The organism is uncultured Pseudokineococcus sp. (assembly GCF_947495735.1).
In the GTDB taxonomy this organism is placed as follows: Bacteria; Actinomycetota; Actinomycetes; order Actinomycetales; family Quadrisphaeraceae; genus Pseudokineococcus.
The window spans coordinates 180324-198814 of the sequence record NZ_CANMAA010000004.1 but is presented as its reverse complement, the minus strand read 5'-3'; the positions used below and the strand labels follow the sequence as shown (position 1 = coordinate 198814).

Sequence of the window (18491 nt, the reverse complement as noted above, 5' to 3'; positions counted from 1 at the left end):
CGTCACCTGTGGACGGCCGCCGGCCCCCGGGTCAGCCGCTGAAGTCCGCCGCGGCGCGCTCCACCTGCTGCAGCCACGCCCGACGGGCGTCGAGCGCCTCCTGGGCGCGCCGGACGGCCCGCTCGTCACCGGCGCCCTTCGCCTGCTCCAGCTCGGCCTCGAGCCCGCTGATGGAGTCCTGCAGCTGGCCCAGCGCGCCCTCGGCGCGGGCCCGCGCCTCGGGGTTGGTGCGGCGCCAGCGCTCGGAGTCGGCGTCGCGGACGGCCTGCTCGACGGCGCGCATGCGCTTCTCCAGGCGCCCGAGGTCCGCCCGCGGCACGCGCCCGGCGGCGTCCCAGCGGTCCTGCACCTCGCGCAGCGCGGCCGTCGTGGCCCGGACGTCGCGCACGGGCAGGAGGGCCTCGGCCTCGGCGAGGACCTGCTCCTTGACGACGAGGTTGGCCTTCTCCTCCTCGAGCTGATCGGCGTCCTTGGCGTCACGAGCCGTGAAGAAGACGTCCTGTGCGGCGCGGAAGCGGGCCCAGAGGGCGTCGTCCTCCTTGCGCGCCGCGCGCGGGGCCACCTTCCAGCGGTCCATCAGCTGGCGGTAGGCCGTCGACGTCGGGCCCCAGTCGGTCGAGCCCGAGAGCGCCTCGGCCTCGGCGATCAGCCCCTCCTTGACCGTCTTCGCCTCGCCGTGCCGGGCGTCGAGCTCGGCGAAGTGGTGCCGGCGGTGCCGCTCGAAGCGGTTGCGGGCGTGCTTGAGACGACGCCAGAGCTCGTCCTCCTCGCCCTTGGGCAGGCGGGCCGTGCCGGCGGCGCGCTGCTGCTCCCGCCACTCGTCGAAGAGGGTGCGCAGCCGCTCTCCGGACGCCTTCCACTGGACCTGCGCGGGGTCGGCCTCGGCGAGGGCCTCGGCCTCCTCGACCAGCTCGACGCGCTGGGCGCGCACGCCGGCCCGGGCCTGCTCGCGGGCGATGTTCGCCTCGCGCTCGCGCTCGGTGACGCGGCCCCCCAGGGCGTCGACGCGCTCGGCGAGGGCGGCCAGGTCGCCCACGGCCGTCGCGTCGGCCAGCGCGCGGGAGACCTTGGCGAGCGCGGAGCGGAGCTCGCCGACCGGGGCGTCGGCGACGTCGAGGCGCTGCTCCACGAGGTCGACCTGGGCGAGCAGGTCGGCGAAGCGCCGCCCGAAGTAGGCCAGGGCCTCGTCGGCGGAGACGTCGGGGTAGGAGCCCACGACCCGCTCGCCGTCGGCCGTCCGGACGTGCACGACGCCGTCCTCGTCCACGCGCCCCCACTGGGCGGTGTCCTCGGGCGCGTGCTCGGCGCTCACCTCGGGCGCGCCCGAGCGCTCCTCGCGCCGCCGACCGCCGGGGCGGCCCGACGAGCGCGGACCCCGTCCGGACCCCGCGGGGCTGCCGGGCGCGGCCTCGGCGCTGGGCTGACCGCCGAGGGCCGTGGCGACCGCGGGGTCCGCGGCGGCGGCCGGACCGGGCCGCACCGGCGACGGGCGCGGGCCCGGGCGGCCCGGTCCGGGGCGGGGTGCCGGTCGAGGGGCGGGGCGGGCGTCGCCCTCGGACGGGCTCGCGACGGCGTCGCGCGCCGCTGCACCCTCGGCCGCGGTGGCGTCCGAGGTGCCGGCGTCCTGCGCCGGCACCTCGGTGGGCGTCGCCGCCTCGACCGCGTCCTCGGGAGCCGCGTCCTCGGGAGCCGCGTCCTCGGGGACCCCGTCCTCGGACGTCGCGCCGGAGGAGGGGAGGGCCTCCGGGGTGGTGTCCTCGGGCGCCTCGTCCCGGGCGCCGGTGTCCTCGGCGGCCGTGTCCTCGGGCGCCGCGCCCTGCGGCGCCGAGTCCTCGGGCGTCGTGCCGTCCGGCGCTGAGTCCTCGGGCGTCGTGTCCGCGGGGAGGGGGGCCTCCTCCCGGGAGGTCATGTCCTGGGCCACGTCCCACGCCGTGGTGGCGGGGGTCGTCGGCTCGGGGGGCGTCTCGTCGGAGGTGGCGGCGTCCGGGGCCGGGGTGCTCTGGGCACCCGTCTCCTGGACCGCTGCCTCGTCGTCGCGCGGGGCGTCCGCGGGGTCGCTCACTGGGTGGTCACTCCCTCGATGCTGATGGGCCGCGCGGGCGCGACCCCGTCGGCGGCTGTGCCGCCCTCGGCGATGGTCTGCACGACGTCGAGCCCCTCGGTGACCCGGCCGAAGACGGTGTAGCCGCCCGCGGCGTCGGAGGGGATCGACGACTCCTCGAAGACGAGGAAGAACTGGCTGCCGTTGCTCTCGCCGTCGCCGCCCACGCGGGCCATGGCGAGCGTGCCGGCCGGGTAGACGTCGTCGGCGGGGGCGTTCTCGACCGGCCCGAACGAGTAGCCGGGGCCGCCCTGGCCCGTCGCGGTCGGGTCACCGCACTGCAGGACGAAGATGCCCGACGTGACGAGGCGGTGGCACGGCGTGCCGGAGAAGTAGTCCTGCTCGGCGAGGAAGGCGAAGCTCGCGACGGCCTGGGGCGCGGCGTCGGGCAGCAGCTCGACGGTGACGTCCCCGCACGAGGTCGCGATGACGGCCGTGGTGGCGCTGCTGGATCCCGGCTCGGGCGCGGCGTCGAACTGCGGCGGGTCGGTCACGGCGCCCGTCGCGGGCACGGGGCAGGGGTTGTCCGCGTCCGGCGCGGCCGTGGTGGCCGACGCGGAGGGAGTGGGGGCGGGGGCGGCAGCGGGGACGTCGTCGTCGCTCCCGAGGACGGCGGTGAGCACCGCGGCGACCACGAGGGCCAGGGCCGCGACCGCACCGACCACGGCCAGCAGCCGCGTGCGGCGACGGCGCGCCGCCGCCTGCTCCTCCTGGCGGCGCAGGTGCTCCGCGTAGCGCCGTCGTGACTCGTCGCGATCGCGCTTGCTGGGCGCCACGCCGGACCTCCCGCTCCTGGTTCTCCCGCGGACCCGGCCGACTGCGCCTGCCCGGGAGCAGGAGCGGCGGTGGCCCCGCGGCGGACGGCGCCGAGTCTATGCGCGGCACGGGCGCCGATAGGCTCCCCCGGTGCTCCTGCGAACCGTGCCAGCCCGGGTGCTGGGCACGAACACCACGGTCCTGGCCGCTGAGCAGGGGACGCCCGGTCGTCCTGCCGACTGCCTCGTGGTCGACCCGGGCCTCGGGGTGCTCGACCGGCTCCTGCCCCTGCTGGAGCGCCTGCACCTGCGCCCGACCGCCGTCCTGGTCACGCACGGGCACCTGGACCACGTCGCCGAGGTCGCGGGCGTCGCGGCGCTCGCCGGGGCGCCGGTCGTCCTCGGCGCCGCCGACGCGCACCGCCTGGACGACCCGCTCGAGGGGCTCGGACCCCAGCTGCGCGCCGCGCTGCTGGCCCCGGTGGGCGCCTTCGAGTGGGAGCCGCCCGCGTCGGTCCGCCGCCTTCACGACGGCGACGAGGTCACCGCCGGATCGCTGCGCGTCCGCGCCCTCGCCGCTCCGGGGCACACGGAGGGCTCGACGCTCCTCGTGGTGGACGACGTCCCGGACGCCGCCTCCCTCTCGGCCGACGACGGCCTGCCCGCCGGGACGCCGCCGCTCCCGGAGGGCCTGCGTCGCACCGTGCTCTCCGGGGACGTGCTCTTCGCGGGCTCGATCGGGCGCACGGACCTGCCGGGCGGCGACGGCGCCGCGATGCGCGCCACGCTCCGCGACGTCGTCCTGGCCCTGCCCGACGACGCCCTGGTGATCCCCGGGCACGGCCCGGCGACCACGGTGGCGCGCGAGCGCGCCACCAACCCCTTCCTGCTCGACCCCGACCTCCTGGAGACCCTCTGATGGCCGCGCGCACCCCCCGACCCCTGTCGGGCTTCCCCGAGCTCCTGCCCGGGGAGCGGGTGGTCGAGGAGCACGTCCTGGACGTCCTGCGCGAGGTCTTCGAGCTGCACGGATTCGCCGGCGTCGAGACGCGCGCCGTCGAGCCCCTGTCGGTGCTCCTGCGCAAGGGCGAGATCGACAAGGAGGTCTACGCCGTCCGGCGCCTGGCCGAGGTCGCCGAGGACGGCGCGACCGACGGCGGGGCGACCGACGACGTCCTCGCGCTGCACTACGACCTGACGGTGCCGTTCGCGCGCTACGTGCTGGAGAACGCCGGGAAGCTGTCGTTCCCGTTCCGCCGCTACCAGATCCAGAAGGTGTGGCGGGGGGAGCGGCCGCAGGAGGGCCGCTTCCGCGAGTTCCGCCAGGCCGACGTCGACGTCGTGGACGCCGGCTCGCTGGCCCCGCACCACGAGGCCGAGCTGCCGCAGGTGATGGCCGACGTCTTCGCCCGCCTGCCGCTGCCGCCGGTGGTCATGCAGGTCAACAACCGGCGCCTCGTCGAGGGCTTCTACCGGGGTCTCGGGCTGGACGACCCCGCCGCGGTGATGCGCGAGGTCGACAAGCTCGACAAGAGCACGCCGGCGCGGGTGCGGGCCTCGCTCGTGGACGGCGTCGGGGTGGGGGAGCGGGAGGCCGACGCGTGCCTGGCCCTGGCCACGCTCACCGGCGCGCCCGGCCGCACCGACTTCGTGGAGCAGGTGCGCGGTCTCGGGGTCCGCGACGAGCTGCTCGACCAGGGCCTGGACGAGCTCGCCGCCGTCGTCGCCGGGACCCGCGCCGTCGGGGGCGACGACGAGCGCTTCCGGGTGGTCGCCGACCTGTCGATCACCCGCGGCCTGGACTACTACACGGGCACGGTCTACGAGGCGCGCATGACGGGCTTCGAGCACCTCGGGTCGGTGTGCTCGGGCGGGCGCTACGACGCCCTGGCCGACGACGGACGCACCACCTACCCGGGCGTCGGGCTGTCCCTCGGCGTCACGCGCACGCTGCTGCCGCTCCTGCAGCGCGGCCTCCTGCGGGCGTCGCGGCCCACGCCCACGGCCGTCCTGGTGGCGGTGACCGACGAGGAGCACCGCGCGGCGTCGTCGGCCGCGGCGTCGGCCCTGCGCGCCCGCGGCGTCGCCACGGAGGTGGCGCCGTCGGCGGCGAGGTTCGGCAAGCAGATCCGCTTCGCCGACCGGCGCTCGATCCCCTTCGTGTGGTTCGTCCAGGAGGACGGCACCTCCGAGGTGAAGGACATCCGGTCCGGCGAGCAGGTGGTCGCCGACCCGACGACGTGGCTCCCGCCCGCCGAGGACGCCCGCCCGCGCGTCAGCTGGACCGACGAGCCCACCGCCTGACGTACGGCACCCGCACGCTCCCGGACGGGGCCGTGGGGCGGCGCTTGACGCCGTCTCGCACACGTGTTCGACTCCGCCCGTGAGGTGGCAGGCGCAGACGCTCGGGGCCGTGGACGACGGCGCGCTTCCCGGCCTGCCGGCTGCGAGCATCCCCGGCCTGCAGCGGACGGTGCGGACGCCCGAGTTCGCGGACGTCACCTTCCACGAGGTCCGGGCCCGCAGCGTCCTCAACGCGGTGCCGGCGGGTTCGTCCATGCCCTTCCGGTGGACGGTCAACCCCTACCGCGGCTGCAGCCACGCGTGCGTCTACTGCTTCGCCCGCGGCACCCACGCCTACCTGGACCTCGACACGGGGGAGGGCTTCGACCGCGAGGTCGTCGTCAAGACGAACGTGGCGGACGTCCTGCGCCGGGAGCTGGGCCGGGCCTCCTGGGAGCGCGAGCACGTCGCGCTGGGCACGAACACCGACCCGTACCAGCGCGCCGAGGGCCGCTACCGGCTCATGCCCGGCGTCGTGGAGGCGCTCGCGTCCTCGGGCACCCCCTTCTCGGTCCTCACCAAGGGGACGCTGCTCGCCCGCGACCTGCCGCAGCTCTCCCGCGCGGCCGGGCAGGTGCCCGTGGGCGTCGGCGTGTCCCTCGCCATCTGGGACGACGCGCTGCACGCCGCGCTCGAGCCCGGGACGCCGTCGCCGGCGGCGCGCCTGGAGCTCGTGCGGAGGGTCCGGGACGCCGGTCTGCCCTGCGGGGTCTTCGTGGCCCCGGTGCTGCCGTGGCTCACGGACACGGTCGAGCACCTCGACGAGGCGCTCGGGCGCGTGGCCGCCGCCGGCGCGACGGGCGTCACCGTGCTGCCGCTGCACCTGCGCCCGGGGGCGCGCGAGTGGTTCTGGGCCTGGCTCGAGCGCACCCACCCCCGCCTGGTGCCGCGCTACGCGCGCCTGTACGGGCGCGGCGCCTACGTGCCCGCCCACTACCGGACGTGGCTCACGGAGCGCCTGGCGCCGCTGCTCGAGCGCCACGGCCTCGACCGGCAGCGCGGCGGCGCCGCCCGCGGCGTGCCCGGGGACGACGAGGGGTCCTTCCCCGCCGGCAGCCTGCCGGACGTGGAGCGCGGGACCTCGCCCGCCCGTCCCGCCGCCCCGGCCGAGGTCGAGCAGCTGCCGCTCGCCCTCTGACCGCAGGCTGCGACCGAGGGCCGCGCCCCGCCGCCGGGCGTCAGTGCTCCCGGCGGCGCGGAGCGCAGCTCAGCGCACCCCGCGCGGGCGCAGCTGCACGCTGACGCGGGGCCCGACGGGCTTCGAGGTCTTGGGGACGGCGTGCTCCCACGTCCGCTGGCACGAACCGCCCATGACGAGCAGGTCGCCGTGGCCCACGGGCACGCGCAGGGCCGTCGGGCCGCCGCCGCGGGGGCGGAGCACGAGCGGTCGCGGCGCCCCGAGGGAGATGATCGCGACGACGGTGTCCTCGCGGCTGGAGCGCCCCAGGCGGTCGCCGTGCCAGGCCACGCCGTCGCGCCCGTCGCGGTAGAGGCACAGCCCCGCGGTGCGCAGCGGCTCGCCGAGCTCGGGCAGGTAGTGCGCCGACAGGGCGTCCCGGGCCTCGGCCAGGAGCGCGTGGGGCAGCACGGCCTCCTCGCCGTAGAAGCAGAGCAGGCGCGGCACGTCGACCTCGCGGTCGTACATCTGCCGTCGCTCGGCCCGCCACGGGACGTCGGCGAGCAGGTGCTCGAACAGGGCCTCCGAGCGCTGCACCCACCCCGGCCGGACGTCGACCCACGCGCCCCGGCTCAGCACGTGGCGCACGAGCCCCTCGCCGAGCGGGGCGAGCGACGGCGCCCGACCCGCGCTGGTCAGGGCCTCGTCGGCGGTCACCTCGTCGAGCAGGGACGGCTGCGTCGTCATCACCACCCCAACAGCGTAGCGCCGATGTCGAACGCGTGTTCGACCCGGCTCGCGGCAGCGAGAGAGCGACGAGGCGCAGGTCTCCCCGCCGGGGAGCCCGCGCCCCGTCGCTCTCGACGCCCGGCGGGCCGTCAGGCGGCCTGCGCGGGCAGGTCGTACGTCGCGACGAGCGTCGCGCGGGCGAGGGTGTGCGAGAACAGCGCGAAGCCGAGCTGGGCCGGCGGGGCGCCCGAGTCCAGGCCGAGCGTCTCGACGTCGACCGCGTGGACGACGACCCAGTAGTGGTGCGTGCGGTGCCCGGGCGGGGGAGCTGCGCCCACGAAGCCGGCGAACCCGCCGTCGTTGCGCAGCTGGACGGCGCCCTCGGGCAGGCCGTCGGTGGCGGCGCCCGTCGGCAGCGACGTCGTCGCCGCGGGCAGGTCGGCCACGGCCCAGTGCCAGAAGCCGGAGGCGGTCGGGGCGTCGGGGTCGTACACCGTGACGGCGAAGCTCCTCGTGCCCGCCGGCGGGTCCGACCACTCCAGCTGCGGGGAGACGTCCTGCCCGCCGTCGACGCCCATGGCGCCGCTGGCGTGCCGGTCCGCCAGCCGCTCGCCCTCGGCGACGTCGTCGCTCGTCAGCGGGAAGGAGGGCACCTGCGGCAGGTGCTCGTAGGGGTCGATCGGGCCTCTGTCGGGCACGGGGTCGCTCACGGGAGGAGTCCTCTCGTCGAGGGCGTGGCGGAGCCCGCGCAGGGGCGGGCGCCGGCCGGGTCCCCGCCATCGTGGGCGGCGCGGGTCAGGGCCGCACGTCGCCCGCGCCCGTAGGATCGCCGGGCGCGCCGGACGCCCGGCTCGACCCCGTCGTGAGGCACCTCCGGGCGGCGCGCACCACTCGGGGGACAGCGCCCCCCGGGCAGACGACCCGAGAGGACCCACCGTGCTCCGCACCCACGAGGCCGGCAGCCTTCGCGCCGACCACGCGTCCGCCGACGACCCCACCACGACGCTCGCGGGCTGGGTGGCGCGGCGGCGGGATCACGGCGGGGTGGCGTTCCTCGACCTGCGCGACGTCTCGGGCGTGGTCCAGGTGGTGGTGCGCGACGAGCTGCTGGAGTCCTCCGGCGCCCACGACCTGCGCAGCGAGTACGTCGTGCAGGTCACCGGGCAGGTGCGCCGGCGCCCGGAGGGCAACGAGAACCCCGACCTGCCGACCGGCGAGGTCGAGGTGCTCGCGACCGAGCTCGTCGTCCTGTCCACGGCGGACCCGCTGCCCTTCCCCGTGGAGTCCTCCGGCTCCGGGGAGGTCGGCGAGGAGGTGCGCCTCAAGCACCGCTACCTGGACCTGCGCCGCTCGGGCCCGGCCGCGGCGATCAAGCTGCGCAGCGCCGTCAACCGCGCCGCCCGCGGCGTCCTGGACGGCCACGCCTTCACCGAGGTCGAGACGCCGACGCTGACCCGCTCCACCCCCGAGGGCGCCCGCGACTTCCTCGTGCCGGCGCGACTGCAGCCGGGCTCCTGGTACGCGCTGCCCCAGAGCCCGCAGCTGTTCAAGCAGCTGCTCATGGTCGGCGGCGTCGAGCGCTACTACCAGCTGGCGCGCTGCTACCGCGACGAGGACTTCCGCGCCGACCGGCAGCCGGAGTTCACCCAGCTCGACGTCGAGATGAGCTTCGTCGACGCCGACGACGTCATCGCCCTGACCGAGGAGCTGCTCACGGCGCTCTGGCGCCTCATCGGGCACGAGCTCGAGGGCCCGGTCCCGCGGATGACCTACGCGGACGCGATGGCCCGCTACGGCAGCGACAAGCCGGACCTCCGCTTCGGCCTCGAGCTCGTGGACTGCACGGACTACTTCTCCGACACCCCGTTCCGCGTCTTCCAGGCGCCCTACGTCGGCGCCGTGGTCATGCCCGGCGGCGCCTCCCAGCCGCGCAAGCAGCTCGACGCCTGGCAGGACTGGGCCAAGCAGCGCGGCCACCGCGGTCTGGCCTACGTCCTCGTGGGCGAGGACGGCGAGCTCGGCGGCCCGGTCGCCAAGAACCTCTCCGAGGCCGAGCGCGCGGGGCTGGCGGCGCACGTCGGCGCGAGCCCGGGCGACTGCGTCTTCTTCGCCGCCGGCCCGGCGTCGTCGGCCCGCGGTCTGCTCGGCGCCGCGCGCCTCGAGGTCGGACGCCGCACCGGCGCGATCGACGAGGACGCCTGGGCCTTCGTGTGGGTCGTCGACGCGCCGCTGTTCGAGCCGGCCGACGACGCGACGGCCTCCGGCGACGTCGCCGTCGGGTCGGGCGCGTGGACCGCTGTGCACCACGCCTTCACGGCGCCGACGCCCGAGTGGGTCGACCGCTTCGAGGAGGACCCGGCAGCGGCGCTCTCCCAGGCCTACGACATCGTCTGCAACGGCAACGAGATCGGCGGCGGCTCGATCCGCATCCACTCGCGGTCGGTGCAGGAGCGCATCTTCGCGGTCATGGGCCTGCCCGAGGAGGACGCCCGCGCGAAGTTCGGCTTCCTGCTCGACGCCTTCGCCTTCGGCGCCCCGCCGCACGGCGGCATCGCGCTGGGCTGGGACCGCATCTGCGCGCTCCTGGCCGGGGTGGACTCCATCCGCGAGGTCATCGCCTTCCCCAAGAGCGGTGGCGGCTACGACCCGCTGACGGCGGCGCCGGCGCCCATCACGGCCGACCAGCGCAAGGAGGCGGGCGTGGACGCGAAGCCCGAGCCCGCGCCGGGGGAGTCCCCGACGGCGCCGGAGCGGGGCGGCACCGCGTGAGCGTGCTCGTCCGGCCGGAGACGCCGGAGGACGAGGCCGCCGTCGCGGCCGTCGTCACGGCGGCCTTCACCGCCGCGGGCGCCGAGCCCGGGCCCGAGGCCGCCTTCGTCCGCGAGCTGCGACGCGAGCCGGGGGCCTACCTCGGGCGCTACAGCCTGGTCGCGGTCGACGCCGGCGACGTCGTCGGCCACGTGCTCGCCAGCCGCATCAGCGTCGGAGGCGCCCCGGCGCTGGCCCTGGCGCCCGTGTCGGTGCACCCGCTGCACCAGAGCGGCGGCGTCGGCCGCCAGCTCGTCGAGCGCGTGCTCGCCGAGGCCACGGCGGCGGGGGAGACCCTCGTGCTCGTCCTCGGGGACCCGGCCTTCTACAGCCGGTTCCGCTTCGAGCCCGCCTCCGAGGTCGGCATCACCGGCCCCTACGCCGGTGCGGAGTTCATGGCGCGGCGCCTCGCCGCGGACGCGCCCGTGGGCGAGGCCGTCTACTCGCCGGTGTTCGCGCGCCTGGAGCAGGGGCAGCTCTAGCCGTCGGGACGGGCGCGGTCGACCGCGCCCGTCCCTCCCGGCGAGGCCGCTCCGCTCGTAGTGTCCGAGGGTGACCGACACCGAGCAGACGCAGGCCCGCCCCGTCCGGGTCGCCGTGCAGATCCAGCCCCAGCACGCCGACTACGCCCAGATCCGCCGAGCCGTGGCCGCGGCCGAGGAGGCGGGCGCTGACCTGGTGATGAACTGGGACCACTTCTTCCCCCTGTACGGCGAGCCCGACGGCAAGCACTTCGAGTGCTGGACCATGCTCGGCGCCTGGGCGGAGGCGACCGAGCGCGTCGAGATCGGCGCGCTCGTCAGCTGCAACTCCTACCGGAACCCGGACCTGCTGGCCGACATGGCCAGGACCGTCGACCACATCAGCGACGGGCGCCTCCTCCTCGGCATCGGCGCCGGGTGGTTCGAGCGCGACTACGACGAGTACGGCTACGAGTTCGGCACCGCCGGGGCCCGGATCGGCGACCTGGGCGAGGCGCTCCCGCGCATCGAGGCGCGCTGGGCGAAGCTCAACCCCGCGCCCGTCCGCGACATCCCCGTCATGGTCGGCGGCAGCGGCGAGAAGAAGACGCTGCCCCTCGTCGCCCGCCACGCCGACATCTGGCACGCCTTCGGCGACGCGGAGACGATCCAGCGCAAGGGGGAGATCCTCGACGGCTACTGCCGGGAGAACGGCCGCGACCCGCGCGAGGTGGAGCGCTCCGCCGGGGTGGAGGGCGACCCGTCGTCGCTCGGGGACGCCATGCTCGGGGCCGGGGTGACGCTCTTCACCGTGAGCACCGGTGGTCCTGACTACGACCTCGGCCCGCTGCGCGACTGGCTCGCCTGGCGCGACGAGCGCAACGCCTGACGCCCCGACTTCCGGCGCAGCCGCCTGCTTCGTCACCGAGGGCGGAGCAGACGCCTGCTTCACCCTCCTCGGGCCCCTGCAGGGAAGCCGACCCCTGCTCCACCCTCGTCGCCACCCACGAGGACGAAGCAGGCGTCTGCTTCACGGGAGAGCGAGGTCGTGGGGGAGGACGAGGCACTCGCCTCGCGAGTCGGTCGAGGGGGCCCGGGTCAGCGCCGGGCAGCGCGGGCGTCGAGGTAGTCGCTGACGACGTACTCGCCGAGCCGGTCGGTCGACGGCGCCAGGACCCGTCCGCCGTTGCGGCGCGCGAGGGCCTCGACGAAGCGGCGCAGGCCCGGGTCGTCGCCGAGGACGAAGGTGCTGATCGGCGCCCGCGAGCGGGTCAGCGCGTCGACCTCGTGGACGGTCGCCTCGATCGTCTCGGGCAGGCTCGGCCACCAGAAGACGGCTTCGCCGTCCTCCAGGTGGGCCGTCGGCTCGCCGTCGGTGACGACGAGCACGACCGGCTCGAGACCGGGGTGGCGCCCGAGGTGGCGCCGAGCCAGGGCGAGGGCGTGCTGGAGGTTCGTCCCCTGCACGCCGGACGGCTCGACGGCGGCCAGCTCGGCGGCGCTGAGCACCTCGGCGGTGCGCCCGAAGCCGATGATCTCCAGCTCGTCGCCGGGGAAGCGCGTGGCGATGAGGTGGCTCAGCGCCAGCGCGGTCTGCTTCATCGGCGCCCAGCGGCCCTCGGCGACCATCGAGAACGACAGGTCCACGCACAGGGCCACCGCCGCGCCCGTGCGCCGCTCGGTCTCGACGACGGCGAAGTCCTCGACGTCGAGCGCCACCGCCCCCGAGGGCGAGCCGCCGGGGATGGCGGCGGTCCGCAGGACCGCGCGCTGCACGGTCCGCACGGCGTCGAGCGGCTGCTCGTCGCCGAACTGCCAGTCCCGCCAGCTGCCCGTCGCCTCGCCGGCGGCGCCGGCCGATCGGTCGTCGTGCTGGCCGCGGCGGCCCCCGCGCAGCCGCGCGAAGACGGCGGCCAGCGCCGTCTCGCCGAGCCGGCGCATCGCCTTCGGCGTCAGGGACAGCGCGTCCGCGCCGTCGCGCGAGAGCCAGCCCTGGCGGCGCAGCTCGGCGTCGAGGTCCTGCAGGGCGCGGACGTCGGCCGCGGCGCCGGCGCCGAGCTGGCGCTCGACCGCCTCGACGTCGACGTCGTCCAGGGTCGCGCCGGGGTAGTCCTGGCCGAGCGCCTGCGAGACGTCGTCGAGGTCCGACAGCTCGGCGAGCGCGTCGGTGCCCTCGCCGACCGACATCGGCTGCCCCCCGCGGAAGCGCTCGCGCGAGGTGCGGTCCAGCCCCGGGCGCAGCGACTGCAGCGCGTCGGACAGGGCCGACATCTCCGCCTCCAGGCCGGCGTCGCCGAGGGCGTCGGCCATGAGGTCGGACAGCTCGGCGCGCTGCTGCGGCGTCAGGGAGGCGAGCATCCGGGCCATCGCGGCCTGCTGGCGCGCCAGCTCGTCGACGAGCTCCTCGACGCTGCCCGGCGGGTCGTCGCCGAAGGCCTCGCCGTGGCGCTCCATGAACTGCTCGAACTGCTCGGCGGTGTCCTCGCCGCGGGCGTGCGCGGACAGCAGCGCGTTGAGGTCGGCGAGCATGTCCTTCAGACCCGCCATCGCGGCGGCCTGCTGGGCACGGGCCCCCTCGGCGTCACCGCCCTCCTCAGCGGCGCGCCGGGCCTCGCGCGCCGCCGCGAGCGCCTCCCGGAGCCCGGCGAACTGCGCGCCCAGGACGTCGTCGCGCAGCTGCTCGCGGATCTCGCGGTACATCTGCTCCGCCGCGGGGCTGCGCCACGCGTCGTCCTCGAGCTCGCGCACGGCCTCGGCCGTGTCGCGGGGGAGGTCGTCCAGGCGCTGCTCGCGGTCGCGCGCCGCCTGGTCCTCGTCCATGGCGAGGGCCTCGCGCTCGGCGGCCAGCGCCTCGGCGAGCTGCTCGCGGGCCCGCTGCAGCGGCCCGGCGAGGTCGCCGGAGCGGCGCAGCTCCTTCTGCCGTCGCGCCGCCCGGGCGGCGAGGTCGCGCAGCCCGCGGCGCCCGTCCTCACCGCGCTCGAGCAGGTCGCGCAGCGCATCGCGGACGCTGCGGCCCTCCATGACCTCGCGCCCGAGGGCGTCGACGGCGGCGCGGACGTCCAGCGGACCGGCCAGCGGGTCGGGCCCGCCGGCCCAGGCGCCGTAGGAGAAGCGGCTCATCGGGGCCTCCCAGCAGGTGGTGCAGCAGGTCGCGGGCGGACGGCGCGTCAGCCGCCGTAGAGGGTGCGGGGGCCGCCGGGGGCGTCGACGACCTCCTTGCCGAGGCGCCGCAGCAGGTGCAGCCCTTCGAGGACGAGCTCGACGGCGGAGGCGGCCTGGGGGGCGCTGGGCTCCTCGCCGAACCCGAAGGACGCGAGCACCTGCGCGAGCCCGGGGACCGGGCCGAGGGAGGCCAGGACGTCGGCGGCCGGCACGAGCTCGCCGGTCTCCACCGTGCCGCCCTCGGCGACGACGCCCGTGAAGCCGGACAGGTCGAGCCCGCGGGTGCGGCGCCGGAAGACCTCGGCGACGGCGGTGCGGCGCAGGTGCTCCAGCACGTCGTGCTCGCGGCCCTCCTCGCCGGACTCGAACTCCACCTTGCCGCGCAGCGTCGTGACCACCGACGCCGTGTCCCCGACGCGCGCGACCGCCGGCTGCTCCCCGACGAGGGCGGAGCGGCGCAGCGCGGAGGCGGCCGTGGTCTCCGCGGCGGCGACGGCGAAGCGCGCCGAGACCCCGGAGCGCTGGTCGACCGACGGGGACTCCCGGACGGCGCGGGTGAAGCGCACCAGCACCTCGACGAGGACGTCGGGCAGCTCGGCGGCCAGCGACGCCTCCTGGCGCACCAGCGCCACCTCGGCGTCGACGTCGACGGGGTAGTGGGTGCGCACCTCGGCCCCGAAGCGGTCCTTCAGCGGCGTGATGATGCGACCGCGGTTGGTGTAGTCCTCGGGGTTGGCCGTCGCGACGACGAGCAGGTCCAGCGGCAGGCGCAGGTTGTACCCGCGGACCTGGATGTCGCGCTCCTCCAGGACGTTGAGCAGCGCCACCTGGATGCGCTCGGCCAGGTCGGGCAGCTCGTTGAGCACGAAGATCCCGCGGTGGGCGCGCGGCACGAGCCCGAAGTGGATGGTCTCGGGGTCGCCGAGGCTGCGGCCCTGGGCGACCTTCACCGGGTCCACGTCGCCGACCAGGTCGCCGACGCTCGTGTCCGGCGTCGCGAGCTTCTCGGTGTAGCGCGAGCTGCGGTGCAGCCAGCCCACCTCGAGGTCGTCGCCGTGCTCGGCGGCCAGGGCCCGCGCCCGGGCGGACACCGGCGCGTAGGGGTGGTCGTGCAGCTCGCTGCCCGCGACGACCGGGGTCCACTCGTCGAGCAGCCCGACGAGCGTGCGCGCCAGGCGGGTCTTGCCCTGGCCCCGCTCGCCCAGGAGCACCAGGTCGTGGCCGGCGATGATCGCGCGCTCGACCTCGGGCAGGACGGTGTCGTCGTAGCCGACGACGCCGGGGAACCGCTCGCCGGCGGTGCGGCCGGCGCGCATGGCGGCGAGCAGGTTCTCGCGCATCTCCTCGCGCACGCCCCGCAGGACGTGCCCGGTGGCGCGCAGCGCGCCGAGCGTGCGCGGGAGGTCGGCGGGCGGCACGGGGTCGAGGAGCAGCTCGGTGGCGTCCAGGGGGGCTGCCACGCCGGAGGGGGCGGAGGGCGTCGGCTCTGCCGGAGGGGTCACGACGCGACGGTACGTCGGCGGGGCGAGGACCGCCGCAGCGGCGGGAGGACGGGCCGGTGGACGAGGACGACCGGGAGCCCGACGACCGCGACCCGTCGCTGCGCACGGACGGGCAGGTGCGCCCGGAGGACCTCGACCGCCGCCTCGACGAGCTCTCGGGCGAGCTGCGGCTGCTGATGCCGGCGACGACCGTGCTCGTGGCCCTCCTGCTCACGGTGCCGGTCGCGTCCGGCCGGTCGGGCGTGGACCGGACGACGCGCGTCGCCTGCACCGCGGCCTTCGTCGCCGCCCTCGCCGCGGTCGTCTTCTCCGGCGGCGTCAGCGCCTCCCACCGGGTGCGCGGCTACCCCCTGCGACGAGGAGGGCCTGCTGCGGACGGTGGACCACCAGGCCGGACCGCCGCGCTGGCTGCTCCCGTCCACGGGACGTGGGTCGTGCTGCCGCTCAGCCGCCGGCAGGACCCCAGTGCTGCTCGTACCGGTGCGCCAGCTCCCGCGCGCTCCCGGGCGGCAGCAGCCGCACGCCCGGCCGGTCGCCGAGGAGCAGCTGCACCGTGCTGGCCTCCTCCACCTCGACCGCGCGGTCGACGGCCTGGGCGACCGCGCCCCCGGCCACGAGCGGACCGTGGTTGGCGAGAAGGACGGCGGCGAAGGCGCGGTCGTCCTCGCGCACGGCACGAGCCTGGTCGGCGTCGCCCGGTGGCGCGTAGGAGATCAGCGGGACGCTGCCGACCCGCATGACGAGGTAGGGCGTCAGCGGCGGGAGCGCCGTCCAGTCCGACCAGGGCTCGAGGCAGGACACGGCCACGGCGCGGGGGGAGTGCAGGTGCACGACGCACCGGGCCCGCGGGTCGCGCGCGTACATCGCGAGGTGCAGCCCGGCCTCCTTCGTCGGCCTCGGGCCGGGGAGCGGCGCGTACCCGTCGGGAGCGGCGGGGTCGGGGACGAGCTGGACGAGGTCCGCGCCCGTCAGGGAGGCGAGCGACACCCCGCTCGCGCTCATCCAGACCCGCTCCCCGCCGTCTCCGTCCGCCTCGTCCGCGGCTACGCGGACGGAGACGTTGCCCGACGTGCCGGGGGACAGCCCCAGCCCAGCGAGGTGGTGCGCTGCGGCCAGCAGCTCCTCGACGACCTCGGGCAGGCCGTCCGCCTGGTCGGTCGGGCTCTGCGGTGGTGCGCTCATCCCAGCTCCTGCCACGCCGCGGTGAAGAGGTCGTCCGCCCCGAAGTTGCCGGACTTCAGCACGAGAGCGAGCGGCCGCCCGTCCGGGGTCGTGCCCGCGGACCAGGACAGGCCCGGACCGAGGGGCTGGCCGATCTCGAGGCGCCGCACCCCGAGGGAGTGGAGGACGGCGCCCGACGTCTCGCCCCCGGCGACGACGAGCTGGCTCGCGCCGGCGTCGACGAGCGCCGGCGCGAGCCGGCCGAGGCAGGCCTCGACGAGGGCCGAGGCGTCCGGCGAGGCCTCCCGGCCGCGGCGCACGTCCGACGCGTCGGCGACGGAGAACACCAGGACGGGCTGCTCGGGCCGCTCCGCCCACTCCGCCCGCGCCCACGCGACCAGGTCGTCCACCACGGCGTCGACGGCGTCGGGCCCGTCGGCCAGCGCGGCGACGTCGAGCCCGCGGGAGGCGAGGCGGCCGCGCGCGGCGGCGACCTGGCGCCGCGTCGCGGCGGAGGCGCTGCCCGCGAGGACCGCTCGCCGGCCCGGTGGCCCGACGACCGGGGGCAGGCGCCGTCCGGTGGGGGGCGTCCCCAGCGCCAGGCCCGAGCCGCCCGTGACGAGGCGGTCGGAGGCGGTCGCGCGGGCCACGACGGCGAGGTCGTCGTCGGTGAGGCTGTCGACGACGAGGTAGCGCGCACCGGCGTCCCGGCGCCGGTCCAGCTCGCGCCGCAGGTGCTCGGCCCCGGCGCGGACGTCGCCCAGGGGCACGCAGGCCACCGCGTGGGCCGTCTGCGCGCCCAGCAGCACCGCCAGCCGGGAGTCCCACATGGGGTTGAGCGGGTGGTCCCTCATCGGGCTGTCGTGCAGCAGCTGGTCGTGCACGAACAGGTGCCCCTGGTAGACGGTGCGCCCGGCCGCCGGGAAGGCCGGCACGACGACGGCGCCGGGCGCGCCCGTCACCTCGAGCAGCGCATCGGCCACCGGGCCGATGTTGCCCTCGGGGGAGGAGTCGAAGGTGGAGCAGTACTTGTCGTAGACCTGCTCCACGCCGAGGCCGACCAGCACCTCCGCCGCGGCGCGCGACGCCGCGACGGCCTCGTCGACCGGCGCGGACCGCGTCCGCAGGGCGACGACGACGGCGTCCTGCTCGTCGAGGCCGGCGGCGACGGTCTCGTCCGGCACCCCGAGGACGACGGCGGTGCGCAGGCCGCGCGCCCGCCAGCTGCCGGCGAGGTCGGTCGCGCCGGTGAAGTCGTCCGCCACCGCCCCGCGCAGCGGGACCCTCCGTCCGTCCGCGCCCACGCTCACGCCTGCCCGTCCTGGATGCGCCGCACCCACTCCTGGACCTGCGGGTCCGCCTCCTCGAGCACCTCAGAGGTCGCCTCGCGCCACTCCTCCCGGTCGACCTCGGTGAAGGTGACGCCCTCGGCGCGCAGGAACTCCACGTTCTCCTCCTGCTCCGCCAGCGACGTCTCCCGGTACCAGTCCGAGACCTCGTCCACCTCGTCGTCGATCACCGCTCGGAGGTCCGCGGGCCAGGAGTCGTGGGCCTCGCCCCACGTCTGGAAGTGGAAGTTGCCGTAGAGGTGGTTCGTCATCGCCACGTACGGCGCCACCTCGTAGAAGGAGTTGTAGCGGACGACGTCGACCGGGTTCTCCTGCCCCTCGACGGCGCCCTGCTCGATGGCGGCGAAGACCTCGCTGAGGGCGAGCGGCGTGGGGCTCGCCCCCAGCGCCGTCCAGGTGTCCAGGTAGGTCTGCTGCGTCGGGACCCGCAGCTTCAGGCCGCGGAGGTCCTCGAGGCGCTCCACCGGGCGGTCGGAGTTCAGCACGCGACCGCCGCGGTACATCGACCCCAGGAGCAGGAAGCCGGTGTCGTCCCGGATGGCCTCGATGATCTCCTCGCCGAGCGGTCCGTCCCAGACCGCGAGGAACTGCTCGGGGCTGTCGTAGATGAACGGGACGCCCTCCACCGCCGCGAGGTCGGTGTAGCGCTCGAGCGAGCCGACGGACTCCACCACCATGTGGACGGCCCCGAACTCCAGGCCCTCCTGCATGTCCTCCCAGCTGCCGAGCTGGCCGGCCGGGTAGAGCTCGATCTCCACGCGGCCGTCGGAGGCCTCGGCGACGTTCTCGGCGAGGCGCTGGGAGGCCCGGTCCTGCAGGCTGCCGACGCCGTAGGTGTGGCCGAGCCGCAGCGTCAGCTCGGGGGCGCCCGCCTCCTGCCGCTGGGCGCCGCAGGAGGCCAGGACGAGGGCGGAGGCTGCGGCGACGACGACGCAGGCGTGGGCGCGGCGGCGACGCCCCGGGGCGGGGGAGGGCTGGACGAGCGTGGGTGGTGCCATGACGA

General features: G+C 76.6%; 15 protein-coding genes and 1 pseudogene. 7 read left to right on the top strand and 9 right to left on the bottom strand.

All coding sequences use genetic code 11. The features are described 5' to 3' along the window. Positions 1–31: 31 nt before the first annotated feature. Together Q0848_RS08245 and Q0848_RS08240 are read right to left on the bottom strand one after the other, a co-directional pair. Positions 32–2062: a DUF349 domain-containing protein gene (locus Q0848_RS08245; RefSeq protein ID WP_299036616.1), complete on the bottom strand. Its 2031-nt coding sequence runs from the start codon at positions 2060–2062 to the stop codon at positions 32–34. Next, positions 2059–2877 carry a peptidylprolyl isomerase gene (locus tag Q0848_RS08240; protein WP_299036615.1) on the bottom strand — a complete coding sequence of 273 codons (819 nt, stop codon included), beginning with the start codon at positions 2875–2877 and terminating at the stop codon, positions 2059–2061. Before Q0848_RS08240 ends, Q0848_RS08245 begins: the two co-directional genes overlap by 4 nt. Positions 2878–3007: 130 nt before the next feature. On the opposite strand from Q0848_RS08240, the gene Q0848_RS08235 reads away from it, so the two are divergent. From Q0848_RS08235 to Q0848_RS08225, 3 genes are all read left to right on the top strand, one after another. Next, entirely contained in the window at positions 3008–3775 is a 768-nt protein-coding gene (locus tag Q0848_RS08235) for an MBL fold metallo-hydrolase (protein WP_299036614.1), read from the top strand. Then, positions 3775–5160, top strand: a complete 1386-nt coding sequence (hisS, locus tag Q0848_RS08230; protein WP_299036612.1) for a histidine--tRNA ligase — start codon at positions 3775–3777, stop codon at positions 5158–5160. The genes Q0848_RS08235 and hisS overlap by 1 nt, the downstream gene beginning before the upstream one ends. A 79-nt stretch (positions 5161–5239) precedes the next feature. Next, positions 5240–6337, top strand: a complete 1098-nt coding sequence (locus Q0848_RS08225; protein WP_299036611.1) for an Rv2578c family radical SAM protein — start codon at positions 5240–5242, stop codon at positions 6335–6337. Between the two features lie 69 nt (positions 6338–6406). Here the strand turns inward: Q0848_RS08225 and Q0848_RS08220 are convergent, their stop codons facing one another. Both Q0848_RS08220 and Q0848_RS08215 read right to left on the bottom strand, forming a co-directional pair. Next, positions 6407–7063 carry an alpha-ketoglutarate-dependent dioxygenase AlkB gene (locus Q0848_RS08220; protein WP_299036738.1) on the bottom strand — a complete coding sequence of 219 codons (657 nt, stop codon included), beginning with the start codon at positions 7061–7063 and terminating at the stop codon, positions 6407–6409. Positions 7064–7194: 131 nt separating this feature from the next. Beyond that, positions 7195–7755, bottom strand: a complete 561-nt coding sequence (locus Q0848_RS08215) for a YbhB/YbcL family Raf kinase inhibitor-like protein (protein ID WP_299036610.1) — start codon at positions 7753–7755, stop codon at positions 7195–7197. A 226-nt stretch (positions 7756–7981) separates the two neighbouring features. Between Q0848_RS08215 and aspS the strand changes: the two genes are divergently transcribed. From aspS to Q0848_RS08200, 3 genes are all read left to right on the top strand, one after another. After that, positions 7982–9814 (top strand): aspartate--tRNA ligase, encoded by a 1833-nt coding sequence (aspS, locus tag Q0848_RS08210; protein WP_299036609.1) that lies wholly within the window; start codon positions 7982–7984, stop codon positions 9812–9814. Next, a complete protein-coding gene (locus tag Q0848_RS08205) occupies positions 9811–10335 on the top strand; it encodes a GNAT family N-acetyltransferase (protein ID WP_299036608.1) in 525 nt (174 codons plus the stop codon). Before aspS ends, Q0848_RS08205 begins: the two co-directional genes overlap by 4 nt. A 70-nt stretch (positions 10336–10405) precedes the next feature. Continuing rightward, positions 10406–11203: an LLM class F420-dependent oxidoreductase gene (locus Q0848_RS08200; protein ID WP_299036607.1), complete on the top strand. Its 798-nt coding sequence runs from the start codon at positions 10406–10408 to the stop codon at positions 11201–11203. A 209-nt stretch (positions 11204–11412) separates the two neighbouring features. Here the strand turns inward: Q0848_RS08200 and Q0848_RS08195 are convergent, their stop codons facing one another. Both Q0848_RS08195 and Q0848_RS08190 read right to left on the bottom strand, forming a co-directional pair. Then, on the bottom strand, positions 11413–13434 hold the full coding sequence (locus tag Q0848_RS08195; protein ID WP_299036606.1) for a VWA domain-containing protein: 2022 nt from the start codon (positions 13432–13434) through the stop codon (positions 11413–11415). 47 nt (positions 13435–13481) lie between these two features. Next, positions 13482–14924 (bottom strand): ATP-binding protein, encoded by a 1443-nt coding sequence (locus Q0848_RS08190; RefSeq protein WP_366146490.1) that lies wholly within the window; start codon positions 14922–14924, stop codon positions 13482–13484. A gap of 110 nt (positions 14925–15034) precedes the next feature. Here Q0848_RS08190 and Q0848_RS19035 point away from each other — a divergent pair. Further along, positions 15035–15304 (top strand): annotated as a pseudogene (locus Q0848_RS19035) (DUF6328 family protein); the annotation flags it as partial. Between the two features lie 118 nt (positions 15305–15422). Here Q0848_RS19035 and Q0848_RS08185 read toward each other — a convergent pair. Genes Q0848_RS08185 through Q0848_RS08175 form a run of 3 tightly spaced genes read right to left on the bottom strand, consistent with a single transcriptional unit; the run spans position 15423 to position 18486 of the window. Next, positions 15423–16160: a class II aldolase/adducin family protein gene (locus Q0848_RS08185; RefSeq protein ID WP_299036604.1), complete on the bottom strand. Its 738-nt coding sequence runs from the start codon at positions 16158–16160 to the stop codon at positions 15423–15425. Beyond that, entirely contained in the window at positions 16157–17449 is a 1293-nt protein-coding gene (otnK, locus tag Q0848_RS08180; RefSeq protein ID WP_299036603.1) for a 3-oxo-tetronate kinase, read from the bottom strand. The genes Q0848_RS08185 and otnK overlap by 4 nt, the downstream gene beginning before the upstream one ends. Continuing rightward, positions 17446–18486, bottom strand: a complete 1041-nt coding sequence (locus Q0848_RS08175) for a TRAP transporter substrate-binding protein (protein WP_299036602.1) — start codon at positions 18484–18486, stop codon at positions 17446–17448. The genes otnK and Q0848_RS08175 overlap by 4 nt, the downstream gene beginning before the upstream one ends. Between the last annotated feature and the right edge of the window lie 5 nt (positions 18487–18491).

What these genes read in the sequence shown, in the direction of transcription:
- Q0848_RS08175 (WP_299036602.1), bottom strand. Translation starts at nt 18,486, where the DNA reads ATGGCACCACCCACGCTCGTCCAGCCCTCCCCCGCCCCGGGGCGTCGC.
- Q0848_RS08220 (WP_299036738.1), bottom strand. Translation starts at nt 7,063, where the DNA reads ATGACGACGCAGCCGTCCCTGCTCGACGAGGTGACCGCCGACGAGGCC.
- hisS (WP_299036612.1), top strand. Translation starts at nt 3,775, where the DNA reads ATGGCCGCGCGCACCCCCCGACCCCTGTCGGGCTTCCCCGAGCTCCTG.
- Q0848_RS08185 (WP_299036604.1), bottom strand. Translation starts at nt 16,160, where the DNA reads ATGAGCGCACCACCGCAGAGCCCGACCGACCAGGCGGACGGCCTGCCC.
- Q0848_RS08195 (WP_299036606.1), bottom strand. Translation starts at nt 13,434, where the DNA reads ATGAGCCGCTTCTCCTACGGCGCCTGGGCCGGCGGGCCCGACCCGCTG.